Source organism: Amycolatopsis saalfeldensis (assembly GCF_900110575.1).
Classification (GTDB): Bacteria; Actinomycetota; Actinomycetes; order Mycobacteriales; family Pseudonocardiaceae; genus Amycolatopsis; species Amycolatopsis saalfeldensis.
In genome coordinates, this window is sequence record NZ_FOEF01000009.1 from 182316 (window position 1) to 197970 (window position 15655).

Annotated in this window: 15 protein-coding genes; 10 read left to right on the forward strand and 5 right to left on the reverse strand. The window is 73.0% G+C overall.

Annotation, left to right across the window (positions count from 1 at the left end):
* The first annotated feature begins 136 nt into the window (after positions 1–136).
* Positions 137–727, forward strand: coding sequence for a hypothetical protein (locus BMY97_RS21740; RefSeq protein WP_143086246.1), 591 nt, complete (start codon positions 137–139; stop codon positions 725–727).
* A gap of 16 nt (positions 728–743) precedes the next feature.
* Here BMY97_RS21740 and BMY97_RS21745 read toward each other — a convergent pair whose 3' ends face one another.
* A complete protein-coding gene (locus BMY97_RS21745) occupies positions 744–1616 on the reverse strand; it encodes an alpha/beta fold hydrolase (RefSeq protein WP_091618906.1) in 873 nt (290 codons plus the stop codon).
* 96 nt (positions 1617–1712) lie between these two features.
* Between BMY97_RS21745 and BMY97_RS21750 the strand changes: the two genes are divergently transcribed.
* On the forward strand, positions 1713–2168 hold the full coding sequence (locus tag BMY97_RS21750; protein WP_425425309.1) for a MarR family winged helix-turn-helix transcriptional regulator: 456 nt from the start codon (positions 1713–1715) through the stop codon (positions 2166–2168).
* Between the two features lie 274 nt (positions 2169–2442).
* Here the strand turns inward: BMY97_RS21750 and BMY97_RS47795 are convergent, their stop codons facing one another.
* The gene (locus BMY97_RS47795; protein ID WP_218156826.1) at positions 2443–2787 is read right to left on the reverse strand and encodes a hypothetical protein; all 345 of its coding nucleotides are present in this window, start codon (positions 2785–2787) and stop codon (positions 2443–2445) included.
* 136 nt (positions 2788–2923) lie between these two features.
* Here BMY97_RS47795 and BMY97_RS21760 point away from each other — a divergent pair, with 136 nt between their 5' ends.
* Complete coding sequence (locus BMY97_RS21760; protein WP_218156827.1) at positions 2924–3535, forward strand: glycosyltransferase family 39 protein; 612 nt, start codon at positions 2924–2926, stop codon at positions 3533–3535.
* Between the two features lie 324 nt (positions 3536–3859).
* Here the strand turns inward: BMY97_RS21760 and BMY97_RS21765 are convergent, their stop codons facing one another.
* On the reverse strand, positions 3860–4804 hold the full coding sequence (locus BMY97_RS21765) for an NADP-dependent oxidoreductase (RefSeq protein ID WP_091618913.1): 945 nt from the start codon (positions 4802–4804) through the stop codon (positions 3860–3862).
* Positions 4805–4906: 102 nt separating this feature from the next.
* Between BMY97_RS21765 and BMY97_RS21770 the strand changes: the two genes are divergently transcribed.
* The 5 genes from BMY97_RS21770 to BMY97_RS21790 all read left to right on the forward strand — a co-directional run bounded on the left by BMY97_RS21770 (position 4907) and on the right by BMY97_RS21790 (position 7786).
* Positions 4907–5494 carry a TetR/AcrR family transcriptional regulator gene (locus BMY97_RS21770; protein ID WP_245787427.1) on the forward strand — a complete coding sequence of 196 codons (588 nt, stop codon included), beginning with the start codon at positions 4907–4909 and terminating at the stop codon, positions 5492–5494.
* A 4-nt stretch (positions 5495–5498) separates the two neighbouring features.
* Positions 5499–5936: a hypothetical protein gene (locus BMY97_RS21775; RefSeq protein WP_177231476.1), complete on the forward strand. Its 438-nt coding sequence runs from the start codon at positions 5499–5501 to the stop codon at positions 5934–5936.
* Positions 5933–6268 carry a YnfA family protein gene (locus tag BMY97_RS21780; RefSeq protein WP_091618918.1) on the forward strand — a complete coding sequence of 112 codons (336 nt, stop codon included), beginning with the start codon at positions 5933–5935 and terminating at the stop codon, positions 6266–6268. The genes BMY97_RS21775 and BMY97_RS21780 overlap by 4 nt, the downstream gene beginning before the upstream one ends.
* A 29-nt stretch (positions 6269–6297) precedes the next feature.
* Entirely contained in the window at positions 6298–7053 is a 756-nt protein-coding gene (lepB, locus tag BMY97_RS21785; RefSeq protein WP_091618920.1) for a signal peptidase I, read from the forward strand.
* A gap of 187 nt (positions 7054–7240) precedes the next feature.
* Positions 7241–7786 (forward strand): snapalysin family zinc-dependent metalloprotease, encoded by a 546-nt coding sequence (locus tag BMY97_RS21790; RefSeq protein WP_091618922.1) that lies wholly within the window; start codon positions 7241–7243, stop codon positions 7784–7786.
* A 96-nt stretch (positions 7787–7882) separates the two neighbouring features.
* On the opposite strand, the gene BMY97_RS21795 is transcribed toward BMY97_RS21790, so the two are convergent.
* Both BMY97_RS21795 and BMY97_RS21800 read right to left on the reverse strand, forming a co-directional pair.
* Positions 7883–9562: a GGDEF domain-containing protein gene (locus BMY97_RS21795; RefSeq protein ID WP_091618924.1), complete on the reverse strand. Its 1680-nt coding sequence runs from the start codon at positions 9560–9562 to the stop codon at positions 7883–7885.
* 110 nt (positions 9563–9672) lie between these two features.
* Positions 9673–10836 (reverse strand): lycopene cyclase family protein, encoded by a 1164-nt coding sequence (locus tag BMY97_RS21800; protein ID WP_091618929.1) that lies wholly within the window; start codon positions 10834–10836, stop codon positions 9673–9675.
* Positions 10837–10886: 50 nt separating this feature from the next.
* Here BMY97_RS21800 and BMY97_RS21805 point away from each other — a divergent pair, with 50 nt between their 5' ends.
* On the forward strand, positions 10887–12449 hold the full coding sequence (locus BMY97_RS21805; protein WP_091618930.1) for a deoxyguanosinetriphosphate triphosphohydrolase family protein: 1563 nt from the start codon (positions 10887–10889) through the stop codon (positions 12447–12449).
* 297 nt (positions 12450–12746) lie between these two features.
* Complete coding sequence (locus tag BMY97_RS21810; RefSeq protein WP_091618931.1) at positions 12747–15608, forward strand: S8 family serine peptidase; 2862 nt, start codon at positions 12747–12749, stop codon at positions 15606–15608.
* The last annotated feature ends 47 nt before the right edge of the window (positions 15609–15655 follow it).

Sequence of the window (15655 nt, forward strand, 5' to 3'; positions counted from 1 at the left end):
GGCGGGCACTCGATAGGTGTAAGCGGGTCTCTTTCGCGGATGATCACCGCTACGCTCCTGCCGTCCACAAAGGATGGTTACGAGAGGACTCCTGGTTGTGAAGGCCCGTCTGGCGGCTGTCGCCGCCCTTGCTGTCGTGTCTCTGTCGGCCGCCACCGGAATCGCCGCGGCTTCGCCGCTGCCGCCGCTGAAGATCCGAAACGGTGTGCTGACCGTCTGCCTGAACGCCGCGGCGCAGCGCGCCTTCACCGCCGACGGCCTGCGAATGGCCGCGATCGCGCCGGCCACCCAGTCGACGACCGCTGACGGCCGGTCCTGCGTGAAGTTCGCCGTCGTGGGCGAGTCCAATCTGGACATCACCGAGGCGCACGCCACGCTGCCCGGCGGGTTCGACTTCGGCAACGCCGCCGGCCGGCACCTGACTCTGACGGGCCTCGACGTGCGCACCCGCGGTCTGACCCTGGTCGCCACGGCGAAGGTCGACAACCGGCCCAGCCCGGTCGACGTGTTCTACGTCAACGTGCTGCAGGCCGGCATTCAGCCGCAGGTGCTGCCCCTTGGCGTCAAACTCGCCGCGCAGTGCATGCTGACCGGCCAATTGGCCGGCGCGATGAAGACCGACCTCGGCGCCGCCCCGCTCGCCGGTGACACCGCCATGCTCGCCGCGACCGGCTCTGCCGACCTCGGCCCGTCGCTTCTGCCGGATTCCGCCGGGCAAGCGGGCTGAGCCGGCTTCAGCGCCGTCAGTTCCGATCGATGCCCGCGTAAAAGGACTGGAGGGCGGCCGCGAGCCGGTCGGGGGCTTCCATCGCGACGTAGTGGCCGATCTCTTCGATGTGGACCGCGGTCACGGAGGTGGCGACCTGCCGCAGCATCGCAGGGGTGCGGCCCGGGGAACCCGCCACCGCGAGAACGGGCAGATCCAGTTTCCGGGCCGCGAGTCCGCGGATTTCTTCGCCGTCCGAAAGCAGGGAGCGGTAGAGGCCGGCGGCGCCGGCGAACGCGTCGGGCCGGGCGTAGGAACGGACGAGTTCGTCGATGTCGCCGTCGGTGAAAGCGTCGGGATTCCCGGCGAGGGAAGGGATCGCGTAGTCGGCGAGGAACGTGCGCTCGCGCCCGGCGAGGAGCATCTCCGGGATGCCGGGGGCGGCGAGGACGCCGATGTGCCAGGCGCCGCCGTGGGCGACGTCGGCGAGCCGCTCGGCGCCGAATGCCGGGAGCGCGGTCTCGATTCCGGTGAAGCTGCGGAGGAGTTCGGGGTGGTTCGCGGCGACGCGGAACGTGGTGGGGCCGCTGATGTCCTGGCCGGTGAGGTGGACGGGGCCCACGTCCAGGCCGGCGATCAGGTCGCTGAGGTCCTTCGCGGCGGTCGCGCTGTCGTGGTCCGGGGCGGCGGTGGCGGAGTCGCCGAATCCGCGCAAGTCGACGGCGAACACCCGATGGTGGCGGCTCAGCAGGGGAATGAGCTTGTGGAAGACCCACCAGGTCTCCGGGAAGCCGTGCACCAGCAGCACGGGAGACCCGGCGGCGCCGGCGGCCACGTAGTGCAGCTCGGTGCCGTTGAGGCGGACGCGGTGGTGATCGACACCGGGGATGGTGGCGGCGAGGCGATTCATGGGGTTCCTATCGAGCCGATAGACAAGTTGCTTGTCCAACTCTAGAAGATAGACAATCGACTTGTCCATACCGGCGGGCCTCGTATGATCGGGCCCATGGCACAGTCCAGCGGCGCCGAGCTCGCGCTTCTGCTGCTCGGCGGCTTCCACACCATGGTCGACGAGGTGCACGTGGAGCTGGCCAAGCGCGGCCACGAAGGCGTCCGCCCCGCGCACGAGTTCGCCCTGCGCGCCGTGGACGCGGGCGCGGACACCGCCTCCGAGCTCGGCCGCCGCATGTCGGTCACCAAGCAGGCCGCCGCGCAGACCATCGCCGCACTGGAGGAGTTCGGCTACGTCGACCGCGAGCCCGACCCCGCCGACGCGCGCCGCAAGCGCGTGCGGGTCACGCCTCGAGGCCGCGAGCTGATGACCGTCGGCAGCGCGCTGTTCGACGACGTGCGCAGCCGCTGGGCCGCCCGGATCGGACCCGAGCAGCTCGAAACCCTGGAAGCACACCTGGCCCAGCTCGCCGAGCGCCGCTCGTTCTCGGCCGAGGACTTGCGGGACTGATCCGGTGGACCAGCCGAAGGTGGACCGGCGTTTGACTGACTGACTCGTTCAGTCAATACCCGCCGTATGCGAGGACGGGTGCCGCCGCGGCCGTTGGGCGAGATCGCGACCGGCGGGGGTGTTCACGGACAAGGGTTACAAGGCGGCGGGGATCTCCGACGTGGCCGCCGCGCTCGGGCTGAGCCACGGCGCCCTCCACACCTCTGCCGACGGCAAGAAAACCTTGCTGTACCTGGCATTCCTGCACCTGAGGGCCGGGCCGGGATCGCCGCGGTCAACGCGCGGTCGGCGGACCAGGCCGGTGGCCGATGAGCTCGGCGGGATCATCGATCAGCTGTACGGGTACATCGAGGGCAACCAGCGGCTGCTCGCGCTGGTCGAGAGCTGCGCGCGCGACCTTCCGGAACTGGCCGAGCTGCACTTCGTGCGGGGCCGGCGCGGACTGCTGGAACAGCTGGGCGAGTACCTGCGGCGGCGCATCAAGTCCGGCCACCCGCGGCCCGTCCCGGCCTCGGCCCGGTTCCTCGTGGAGACCATCGCCTGGTTCGCCTGGCACCGGCACGGCGACCCCGACTCGCTGATGCTCGTCGACGACGACTGCCGGCGCACCGTGCGCCATCTGCTGCTGGCCGCGTTCCTGCCGGCCGGTTCCGCTGGGGGAAGGGAAACCGTGGCAGAGACGGTAGCGCTGACCGAGGAGGCTGAAGCCGGCCCACGCGTGGCGGCCGGTCCTGCTGATCGCCGGGGTGGTGGCGGTGGTCCACCTGGCCGTGGCCGCCCGCTACGGCTGGCACCGCGACGAGTTCTACTACGTGATCACCGGCCGCCACCCCGCGTGGGGCTATGTCGACCAGCCGCCGCTGACCCCGGTGCTGGCCCGGCTGGCCGCCGCGCTGCCCGGCGGCGTGGTGCCGCTGCGTGTCCTGGCCATCGCGGCGGCGGCCGGGTGCGTGCTGCTGGCCGCGAAGCTCGCCGCCGAACTCGGCGCGCGGCGGCGGGCCCAGCTGATCTCGGCCGCCGCGGTGACGGCCTGCCCGGCGTACGTGGCCGCCTCGGCGCTGTTCGGCACCACCGGCACCGATCAGCTGCGCTGGCTCGCGGTGATGGTCGCGACCGCGCGGGCGCTGCGGCTCGGCACGATCCCGGCCTGGCTGCTCGCGGGCCTGTTCGCCGGGCTGGGCCTGGAAAACAAGGACACCATCGCCGCGCTGGTCATCGGTATCGCGCTCGGCCTGGTGATCACCCGGCGCGCGGCGCTGCGCACCCCCGGACCGTGGCTGGCCGCGGCGTTGGCCCTGCTGATCGCGTCGCCCAACATCCGGTGGAACGCCGCCGACGGCTGGCCGGACGGCAGGGCAGCGCGCTGACCCAGGTGCCCGAACTGCTGCTCCTGCTGACCGGCCCGTCGATGCTCCTGCTGCTGATGCTCGGCGTGCGCGGGTTGTGCCTCAACGCCGGGCGGCCGCAACGCCGGCTGCTGGGCGAACAGCGTCGCGGCCGGCCCGGTGCCGGAGACCTCGGCCCCGCCGAAGGCCTGCGTAACCCGGTGGGCAGCGGGCCACAACGCTTACGGGTTCTGGGGGCCTGTCGGACGAGGAGATTCAGCAGCACGCGGCCATTTATCTGTGCCGGCAGCCGCACGGCACCTGGACGCAGCTGTGGCCCGGTCTGAAACTGCTGCGTTGAGCGGGTCAGGGCCGGCCGAGATCGCGCAGATCGAGGACCACCTTTCCCCGGCGGGGCGGTTTCGCGGCGGTCTCGTGGGCCTCGGCCGCTTGCGACGCCGGATAAATCTCCCGGACGGGAACGCGGAACCGGCCCTGATCGGCGAGTGCGGCGGCGGTGGCGAGTCCGTGGACGCCGTCGGGCTGGCCGCCCAGCCGGCCGGTGGACAGGCGGACGCCGTGGCCGGCTGCGCCGAAATCGGCCAGGGTCACGACCCGGTCCGTGGCACCGGTCAGGTCGATCAGCTCGGCCAGGGAACCGGCTCCCGCGACGTCGAGCGCCCGATCGACCGGGCCGGTGGCCAGCGCGCGGACGCGGGCGGGCAGGCCGGGGCCGTAGTCCACGGGTTCCGCGCCCAGGTCCTCGAGGAACCGGTGGCTTTCGGGGCGGGCGGTGCCGATCACGCGGGCGCCGCGGGCCACGGCGAGCTGGACCACGATGCTGCCGACGCCGCCGGCCGCGCCGTCGACCAGCAGGGTCGCGCGGTGGCCGGCGTCGAGCAGGTCCAGGGCACGGGTCGCGGTCTCGACGCTGGTGCCTGCCGCGCCGGCCTCGGCCCAGCTCAGGCTTTTCGGCTTGGCCGCCCAGAAATCCAGGACCACGAACCGCGCGCTCGCCCCGCCGAGGCGGGCCACATCAACCGCGCCGAAGACCTCGTCGCCGACGGTGCAGCCGGTCACGCCGGCGCCGACCTCGTCGATCACCCCGGCGGCGTCGACGCCGGGAATGTGCGGCAGGGCGAGATTCCGGCTCATCGCGGTCCCACCCGAGCGCAATCCCAGGTCGACGGGGGAGACCGCGGCCGTCCTGGCCGCGATGCGGACCTGACCGGGGCCCGGACGCGGCTCGGGCGCGGTGCCCACGGCCAGTACCCCGGGCGGGCCGAACCGCTCGAACTGCACAGCGAACATGCTCACCTCTCCCGCCCGGGCCGTCCGGGCGTTCGATGGGGTAAACCTGATTCCGGGGCAGACGTTCCGCCGGCCGGGGAAGTGAGAAGGGAGCGCGGGGAAGTGACTCGGAAAGCCCGGGCCGACGCGGTCGGCAACCGGGAGCACCTCGTGGCCACGGCTCGTGCGGCCTTCGCGGCCGACGGCGTGGACCTGCCCATGCGCGAGGTCGCCCGGCGCGCCGGGCTGGCCGTCGCGACGCTGTACCGGCACTTCCCGGCGCGCACCGACCTGATCGGCGCGGCGCTGGCCGAGCACGTGGCGGCCTGCCGGGCGGGCATGCGGACCGCGGAATCGGAGCCGGACGCGTGGCTCGCGCTGAGCGGTGCCATCTCCTGGTTCGCCGAGCACCAGATCCGCGCCCCCGGCCTCAACGCGGCCCTGTTCGGTCCACACGCGACTGTTTTCCGTGAGGACCGGCAGGCCCAGTCGGCAGCGCTGGAGCGGCTCGTCACCCGTGCGCAGCGGGACAACGCGCTGCGGCCGGGCGTCTCGGTCGCCGACGTCCGCGCCGCGCTCATGGCCATCTCGTCACTGCGCCCCGCCCGGCCCGAAGCCATCCACCGGGTGCTGGACCTGCTGCTGGCGGGGCTGCGTTCACCCGGCGTCGGCGGAATGCCCCGAACGCCCGGTCCGGCACGCTATAACTGAATCCATGACGGAGCCCGAGAAGAGCGAAGACCCGGCCGACAGACCCCGACGCGGGCTGGCCGTGGCGGCGGTGTCGGTGGCCGTCGTCAGCCTGGTGCTGGCGATTTCGACCTGGGCGGCGTGGCTGCTCGTACGGCCGCGGGTGCTCGGGTTTCCCGGAAACGCCTTTCTCGGGCAGGTCTTCCTGCTGGTGCTCGGCGCCCTGTGGTTCGTCGCGCTGCTCGCGGGCGCGCTGGCGATCGTCTTCGGGATTACCGGCGGCGCGCGTGAGCACGACGGCGATCTGGCCCGGGCCGGAGCCCTGACCGGGGCACTGACCTGTCTCGTCGCGATCGCCGGCGCGGTCACCTTCGCGCTCAGTCCTACGTGGACACCGCCGGTGGTGACGTTCCAGAACACCCCCGGTGTTTACGGCAACTACTTCGGCGGCGGGAGTAAATGACCGTCCTGCGCTCGATCCCGCTCTTCCTCGCCGCCGCGGTGCTGGAGATCGGCGGTGCCTGGCTGATCTGGCAAGGCGTGCGCGAGCAGCGCGGCTGGGCCTGGATCGGCGGGGGCATCGTGGCGCTCGGGCTCTACGGATTCGTCGCCACCCTTCAGCCGGACGCCCATTTCGGCCGCATCCTCGCGGCCTACGGCGGGATCTTCGTGGCCGGCTCCCTCGCCTGGGGCATGGTGGCCGACGGCTACCGGCCCGACCGCTTCGACGTGATCGGCGCGCTGCTGTGCCTGGCGGGCGTCGCGGTGATCATGTACGCACCGCGGACCGGGTAACGTTCGCGGAACGGGCACGATAGACGGGCGTGATCGAACCGGACTTTCCCGCTCCGCCGCCTGTGACGCCCGTTCGACGGCGGTTTTCGCCGCTGCTGGCCGTTTTCCTGGTGGTGCTCGTCGCCGGGGTGGGGCTCGCCGGGTTCGGTCTGGTGACGGTGCTCGGCTACCGGACGATCGCCGTGCCGGGCGGTTCGATGCGGCCGACGATTCCGCCCGGGTCCTCGGCGATCTACCGGCTGCGCGACGGCGAAGAAGTCCACCGCGGCGACCTGGTCGTCTTCGAAGCCGATCAGCTCACCGAGCAACCGGGCGTCCGGCTCGCCAAGCGGGTCATCGCGGTCGGCGGCGACACCGTGGAGTGCTGTGACGCGCAGCAGCGGATCGAAGTCAACGGCAAGCCGGTCACCGAGCCGTACCTCGACCCGGCCGTGGCGCCGGAGCGCGGTGCCCTGCGGTTCAAGGCGACCGTCCCGGCCGGGGCGGTTTTCGTCGCGGGGGACACCCGGGACAACTCCAACGATTCCCGGATGTACACGGATCAGCCCGGCGGCGGCGCGGTCCCGCTGTCCAAGGTGGACGGTGTGATCGTGGCCGAGGGCAGCCTGTTCTGGGCCAAGACCTTGAAGCCCACCACGGCGTTCACCGATGCCGGGCTGAGCGGCGCGGCCACTGAGGACAGTGGGCCGGTGACCGGGCGGCTCGCCTTCGCCGGGGGAGTGCTGCTGTTCCTGATCGGGTTCGCGGGCGCGATCGTGACCGCCGCTCGGCGACGGCGCACCTGAGCCCGAACATCACGGCACACAACGCCCGGACGGCCCCGATCCGGACAACCTTCGCCGGCCACGTACCGTGCCCGGTCTCCTACTTTCGGACGTGGCCGCGCATTCGGTGAACTCCTAACGTGTTCCTGCGAACCGCGGTTGCCGCTTTCCGGCAGCCGAATGGGATTTCCCCGGCGAAGGAGACACGATGAAGGTACGCGGGTTCGGGCGGATCGCGGCGCTGGCTCTCGCCGTCGCGGCGCCGCTGGGCATCGGCCTGGTCACGGCGCCCGGAGCGTCGGCCGCTCAGACGACCACGGTGTACTACGACTCCACTGGCGCGCCCGACTACCTGGCGCAGATCGACCAGGGCGCGGCGAACTGGAACGCCGCCGTGAACGACGTGAAGCTGGTCAAGGGCGACGGCAGCGGGACCGTGGTGTTCCACGAGACCAACAGCGGCGGCTCGTACACCAACACCGACGGGCACGGCAACGGCGACATCTACCTCGACACCAGCCAGGTCGCCCAGGGATTCGACCCGACGCGGATCGCCGCGCACGAGCTGGGGCACAACCTCGGGCTGCCGGACGACTACACCGGGCCCTGCACGGAGCTGATGTCCGGGCACGGGCCGGGCACCTCCTGCAAGAACGCGAAGCCGAGCGCCGAGGAGGCTTCGAAGGTGGAGTCCTTGTGGGCCAACGGGTTCGCCACCCTGGGCACCAGGACCCGGGTCGCCTCGGTCTACTGATCCCGTGGGATCCGCGGGCGGCGGCCGGGTGCGTGGCCCGGTTCGCCGCCCGCGACCGCGCTCAAGCGGGCGATTCGGCCCGGTGAAAGGGATTCGTCACGCCGAGCGGCTGACGGCCACCTCGCGGCCGACCCCGCGCAGCACCTCCACCCGGTCCGTGCCGGGGCGGCTCAGCACCCAGCTCGAGCCGGAGACGGCCTTCGCCCGCTTCTTCAGCGGCGCGAGCAGACGCGAGGCTTCGCGGTACGAGGCCAGGGAACCGCTGCCGCACACCAGCGTCGCCAGGGAAACCGTGACCGGCATGCCCTCCGCCGACCACTTCGTGTCCAGCAGGGCCGCCGCGACGGTGCCGATCTCGTCGACGTCGCAGACGATCAGGAAGTCGTCGCCCCCGACGTGGCTCACCCGCATCCGCCGCAGCTGCCCGGCCAATGTGGACAGTGTCGACCCGAGTTCGCGGATCAGGTCGTCGCCCGCGGCGAAACCGACGTTGTCGTTGACGGATTTGAAGGAGTCGACGTCCAGCCACGCGGCCACGAACGGCTCGCCGACGGCGATGCGGCGCTCGACGTCGCGGGCCACCGTCTCGCTGCCGGGCAGGCGGGTGAGCGGGCTGAGGGTCACGGCCTCCTCGACCTTCGCCTCGGCGACCCCGCGCACCACCTCGGTCACCAGCACCACGCCGAGGCAGCGGCCGGAGCTGTCGACCACCACGACGTCGTCGCCGGTGCGGCCCCAGTCCGCGTCGGTGACCAGCTCCAGGAATTCCAGCGCGCTCGCGCCGGCGTCGATGGTGTGCGGCTTGTCGGCCAGCCGGTGGGCCGGCCGCTTCGCGTGCAGCGCGTGGCCGTACGGACCCGTTACCGCCACGAGGAAACGCGTCCGGTCCACTGACCACTGTGGACGTTCATGGGCGTCGACGCCGACCACCCCGCTCGGCGCGTCGGCCGCCGCGAGGACCTCGCGGACGGCGTCGCAGGTCGCGTCTTCGGGCAGCGTGGTGGCCGGGCGGAGGAAGTCGCCGACCCGCGGTGCCTGCGGCGACGCCGGGGCGCGGCGGTCGTCCGGCAGGACGGCGCCCGCGGCCGGCGCGGACCGGTGCGCGGCGGGCGGCGCCAGCAGGTTGCCCTGCGCGATCCGCACGCCGAGGCTCTGCACGGCGTCCAGTTGAGGCCCGGTCTCGATGCCGGTGGCGACGAGCCGGATGCCCGTGCGAGTGGTGTAGTGCAGCAGCGATTCGACGACGGCGACCGACGCCGGCTCTTCCGGCAGGCCGCGCAGCACGCTGCGGTCGAGCTTGACCAGGTCCACCGGCGCCCGCACGAGCAGCGCGAGCGGCAGGTCGCCCCGGCCGAGGCCGTCGAGGGCCAGCCGGAAGCCCAGCTCGGTCAGCGCGCGCATGGCGCCCACCAGCTGGTCGGCGGGCAGGTGCGAGAACGGCGGCCCGACCTCGAGGACCACGTCGCGGGTCCGGCGCCCGGCCGCGCCCAGCTCGGCGATCAGCTCGTCGAACGCGCCCGGGCCGGCGGCCAGCGTGCGGGCGGAGAGGTTCAGGTGCAGCGGCAGCGCGCTGGGCCGCTGGGCCTCCTGGCGCACGGCGGTGGCCGCGAGGCCCAGGTCCACCTCGGCGAGCCGGCCGGCGCGGCGCGCCTCGGCGAGCAGCTCGTGGGCGGTGCCCTTACCCGGCCTGGCCAGCGCTTCGTACGCCACGACGCCGCCGGTGTGGAGGCTGTACATCGGCTGGAAGGCGAAGCTGACCGCACGGGGCGTAGTCACCGTCCGATCGTCGCAGCGGCCCGCGGACCAGGAAACCGTTGTCGACAGATGTTCACCGCACGGGAACCAGGGTTACCTGGAACGGAGTAATCGGCTGTCGCACGGCGTGGTCATCCGGGTGCTTCTCGTACCGGGGGTAGACCGGCGAGCCGGGCCCGCAGCCCCGGTGGTGCGGCGCGGAACAGCCTCGTCATCGCCGCGGCCGTGCCGGGCAGGTCGTCGCGGCCGGAGGTGAAGGCGCGCTGGGCCGTGGGCGGGAGGGTGAAGAACAGGTCGAAGAACTCGGCCGGCTCGCCCGGTGGCATCCCGCACAGCGCGTGCAAGCCGTGGCGTCGCAAGGAGTGCACGGTCCGGGCTTCGGGGGTCCACAACGTCCTTTTCGCCGCGCGGGCCGCGGCCGGCGGGCCGGCGTCGAAGGCGGCGGCGATCGCGGCGGCGACGGGTGGGGCCAGCCGCAGCGACGTCGCCAGGCTGTAGCCGGTGGCCGGGTGGACCAGGCCCGCCGCGACGCCGAACGGGACGACCGCGCCCCGGCCCGGCAGCGGCACGTCCAGCACGATCCGGACCCGCTCTTCGGCGACCGCGTAACGTCCGCGCACGCCCGCGGCGGCCAGCCGGGCCCGCAGGCGCCGGGCCAGCTCGTCGACCGGAAGCCCGGGCCGGCGCGCGAGCGAGGTCTCCTCGACCAGCACCGAGCCGTCGCCGAGGGGCAGCTGGTAACGGAAGCTCGGCCCGCCGCCGCGCCAGTCCATGAACACCGCGGTGCCCGCCGCGCCGGGCCCCAGCCGCTCGGCCTCGGCGGCGGGCAGCACGAGCCCGTACGCCGTCTGCTCCGCGCGAGCGCCGCGAGCCTTGCCGCCGAAGAGGACGCGGCTCGCACCGGAAGCGTCGACGACCACGGCGGCGGCGAGCCTGCGGTCGTCGGTGAGCACCACCGTCGCCCCGTGCCGGCCGGACTCGACGGCAGCCGCCTGCCCGGTGACGACGTGGACGCGTTCGCCGGTCAGCCAGGAACGCAGGCCCTCGTTGTCCAGCACGAGGTAACCGCGATCGAGCCGGTGCTCCCGCGTGCCGAACGCGACGGTCGCCGAAGGCGCCGCCGCGATCACCCCGGCGGGCAGCCCGGGCAGCTCGTCCGACCACACCCCGTAGGTATTGCGCCACGGGCGGTGCGGCGCCGGGTCGACGACGGTCGTCGCCAGGCCGCGCCGGGCGCAGGCACGGGCCAGCGCCCACCCGGCGGGCCCGCCGCCCGCGATCAGCACGTCCGCCACGTCGGAGATCCTGCCGCATCGCTCGGATCCGGATCAGTACGGTGGGCCGCATGGACGAGACCGACCCGAGGGCCGCGCGGCGCGACCCGGCGAGCTCGGCCGGCGGGTTCACCGACCTGGCCACCAGCCCGTTCCGCATCGACCGGGACCGGATCATCGCGTCGCCGTTCTTCGCCCGGCTGGGCGGGGTGACGCAGGTGGTCAGCGCCGCGGGCGCCGGGCTGCTGCACAACCGGCTCACGCACAGCCTCAAGGTCGCGCAGGTCGCCCGCGCCATCGCCGAGCGGATCAGCGGCGCCGGCGAATCGGCCGAGCTGGCCGCGAAGCTCGGCGGCTGCGACCCGGACGTGGCCGAGGCCGCGGCGCTGGCGCACGACCTCGGCCACCCGCCGTTCGGGCACCTCGGCGAGCAGACGCTCGACCGCATCGCCCGGCACCGGTTCGGCCTCGCCGACGGCTTCGAGGGCAACGCCCAGTCGTTCCGCATCATCACCACCACCGATGTGCGCGGCCCGTCGGCCAGCGGCCTCGACCTGACCACGGCCGTGCGCGCCGCGGTGCTCAAGTACCCGTGGGCGCGGCTGCACCGGCCGGACCCGCACCCGACGTCGCTGCCGAACCCGCCGCGCGGCGCGGCCGAGCCCGAAGACGCGCCCGGCACCGGCGCGAGCAAGTTCTCCGCCTACGTGACCGAGCTGGACGACTTCGCCCAGGCGCGCCTGCCGTTCACCGGCCGCATCGAGCCGTGGCAGCAGACCGTGGAAGCGTCCGTGATGGACACCGCCGACGACATCGCCTACGCCATCCACGACCTCCAGGACTTCCACCGCATCGGGGTGCTCCAGCACGCGCCCGTCGCCGCGGAGCTGGGGGAGTGGCTCGACCACGCGCTCGAGCTGGCGGCGCTGGACGACGGCCAGCTCTCCGCCGAGATCCGCCGCCCCGGGCGCTCGCTGGAGCGGATGCGGCGGCGGATGCACCACAAGGACGCGTGGATCGTGGACGACGACGCGTTCGCCCAGGCCGTCGGGCGGGTGCGCCGCGAGCTGGTCGACGGCCTGCTGGCGGACAGCTTCGACGGTTCGATCGAGGCCGAGCAGGCGACCGCGGCGTTCTCGGCCAGCTGGACCTCGCGGCTGGTCGACGGGGTGATCGTGGCGTCCTCGCCGTCGATCCGCTCCGGGCACGTCTCGCTGCGGCCCGCGCAGTGGCACGAGGTGCAGGTGCTGAAGTTCGTGCACCGCCGGTTCGTGCTGCTGCGCGCGGACCTCGCGCTGCACCAGCGGGGCCAGGCCGCGCTGGTGACCAGCCTGGTCGACGCGCTCGACGCGTGGCTGCAGGACCGCGACGAGGAGTCCCGCCTGCCGCGGCGCCTGCACGACCTGGTCGAGCTGGCGCACGGGGAGTACAGCCTCGTCGCGCGCACGGCGCCCGGGCTGCTGGTCGGCGCGACCGGCGAGCGCGTGCAGGGCGCCGACGCCATCCGCGGCCTCGCGCGCGGGCGGGCGGTGGTCGACTTCGTGGCTTCGCTGACCGACAAGCAGGCCGTTTCGGTGCTCGACGCGCTGTCCGGGCGGGCCGACCAGCCCTGGTCGGACTCGTTTGTCCTCTGATCTGTCCGGCGGCGCTGCCGAACGGCCTACGACGACCGTCGGGTGGCGGGTGATTACCTGCCCTATGTCACCCTAACGGCTGATTTTTACCTCGACGCACAGTACTTAGCTAAGGCCAGCCGGTGATCACCGGCATTTGGCCAGCGTGAGTCGGGGCACGCGGTGCGAGATTCGGAGGCGCACGTGCGTCGAAGCCGTTCTACCCAAGCCGCCAGCACCGAAAGACCCAGAAGAGACACGCGGAGCCGGGCCGCCGTACTGGCCGCCGGCGCCGCTGCCCTGCTCGCCGCGCTGGGCGTGGCCGCCCCACCCGCGGGCGCGGCCACGCCATCCACTTCGGACACATTCTCCGCCAACGCCTCCAGCCAGATTGCCGCGCTGCAAGCGGTCAAGACCGGGCAGACCGCCGTCGAGTCCAAAATGGACAGCCGACTGCTGGTCGAGCAGAAGCTGCAGTCAAAGCGGCTCAGCGCGTCGGCCGTGCCCGCGCTGAAAGCCGGTGACGTCTCCGCCGCCGGCACCGCCCTCGTGGACATCCGCGCCACCAAGGTCACCGACGGGCTGGTCAGCGACCTGCGCAAGGCGGGCGCGGGCATCCGGTCGCGGTCGGACCGGGAGGCGAGCATCCGCGCCGAGGTGCCGCTCTCGGCGTTGCCCGCCATCGCCGCGCGCACCGACGTGAAGCGGGTCGAGACCGCCGACCAGGCGATCACCGCCCGCGAGGTGGAGCACCCGGCCGCGCCGGGCAAGGCCGCCCCGGCCGAGACCAAACAGCAGAAGAGCGCCCGCATCGAGGGCGCGCTGAAGCAGGCGCTCGCGGCGAAGGGCCAGCGCTCGGCCGCCGCGACCACCATCACCAGCGAGGGCGACCGTGCGCACAACGCGGACATCGCCCGTCAGCAGTTCGGCGTCACCGGCACCGGCGTGAAGGCCTGTGCCCTTTCCGACGGCGTCGACTCCCTCGCCGTCTCGCAGGCGAAGGGCGAGCTGCCCCCGAACGTCGACGTCCCCGCGGGCCAGGCCGGCTCGGGGGACGAGGGCACCGCGATGCTCGAAATCCTCCACGACCTCGCGCCCAACGCCGCGCTCGGCTTCGCCTCGGCCTTCCAGTCGGACGCCGGCTTCGCCGACAACATCCGCACGCTCCGCTTCCAGTCGCACTGCGACGTGATCGTCGACGACGTCATCTACTTCGCGGAATCCCCGTTCCAGGACGGGATGATCGCCCAGGCCGTGAACGACGTGACGGCCGACGGCGCGCTCTACTTCTCCTCCGCGGGCAACGAGGGCAACGTCGCGGACGGCACCTCCGCGCACTGGGAAGGCGACTTCGCCGACTCCGGCAAGACGGTCGGCAAGTTCGCCGGCACCGCGCACAACTTCGCGGGCGCCGGGGGAGACCAGGTCTTCGAGCCGCTCTCCGACGCCTCGTCCGCCGGTGTCCCGGTGACGCTGCACTGGTCGGACCCGCTCGGCGCGGCGTCCGACGACTACGACCTCTACCTGCTCGACGCCGCCGGCAACGTGGTCAGCTTCAGCCAGAACGTGCAGAACGGCACCCAGGACCCGTTCGAGATCCTGTCCACGCCGCTGTTCGGCGGCACCGGGCTGCGGCTCGCCGTGGTCAAGTTCTCCGGTGCGGGGCGCTACCTCTCGATCACGGCGTTCAACGGCCGGTTCCGCGACTCGGCCGACGGCCTGAAGGCCTACAGCACCCCGGGCGCCGTGGTCGGTCACTCGTCCGCGCGCACCGCGTTCGCCGTCGCCGCGGCACCCGCCGGGGCCGCGTTCGGCCGCCCGCTGGAGCCGGGTGACCCGGCCAACCCGGCCGGGCCGTTCCCGGCCGCGTTCTCCGGTGCCAGCAAGGCCGAGCGGTTCAGCTCCGACGGCCCGCGGCGGATGTTCTACGAGGCCGACGGCACGCCCATCACCCCGGGCAACGTCTCCTCGACCGGTGGTGAGGTGCGGGGCAAGCCCGAGATCACCGCGGCCGACGGCGTCCGCACGTCCGTGAGCGGGTTCGACCCGTTCTTCGGCACCTCCGCGGCCGCCCCGCACGCCGCCGGGATCGCGGCGCTGGTGCTGTCCGGCAACCCCGGACTGTCCTCTTCGGACGTTCGCGACGCGTTCCTGAACACCGCCGTCGACATCGAGGCGCCCGGCACGGACAACCTGACCGGCGCGGGCGTCATCCTCGCCGACAAGGTGCTCGCCTACACCGGCGCCACCCCGCAGCCCTACGCCCAGGCCCAGCCGCCGACGGTCAAGGCGGCCGGCGGCGGCTCCTCGCTGAACCCGGGTGACACGGCCAAGGTGACGCTGCCGGTGACCAATATCGGGGACGGCACCGCCTCGTCCACCAGCGTCGTGCTGACCAGCCCGACCCCGGGCGTCACGATCACGCCGCGCGTCAAGGCGTACGGCACGATCAGCCCGGGCCAGACCGGCGTGAACGACTTCACCGTCACGGTGCCGGCGAGCCAGCAGCTCGGCGTCCCGGTGGTGCTTTCGGCCAAGGTCAGTTTCGTGGGCTCGCTGTCGCCGATCACCAGCACGTTCCCGCTCGGGGTCGGCACCCCGTCGCCGGTGGCGCAGACCTTCGCCTACACCGGCCCGGCGGTGGCGATCCCGGACAACTCGCCGCTCGGCGCCTCGGTGCCGCTCGTGGTGAGCGGGGTCGGGCCCGCGTCGAAGGTGTCGGTGTCGATCGACGGCACCACCTGCACCACCACCGAGGGCGCGACGACGGTCGGCCTCGACCACACGTACGTGGCCGACCTGACCAGCACGCTGGTCTCGCCCTCGGGCGCGACGGCGACGCTGCTCCAGCGCTCCGGCAGCAGCGCCAACAACCTGTGCCAGGTCGTGTTCGACGATTCGGCGGCGAAGCCGTTCAGCTCCGTCACCTCGCTGGACGCGCCGTTCACCGGCACCTACAAGCCGGTGAACGCGCAGACCGGGCTGAACGGCCTCGGCCCGGCCGACGGCACGTGGACGTTCAAGGCGACCGACAGCGCGGCCGGTGACACCGGCTCGATCCGCAGCGTTTCCCTGCACGTCAACGGGTTCGTCGGGGCGGGCCCGGCGCCGGGCCAGGCCGCCGCGGTGCACCCATCGGTGACCACGGGACCGGTCCACCCGGTCAACGCCCTCGCCTGATCGAGCGAGTACGGGGCCGTCGTTTCCACGGCGGCCCCGTACCGTCG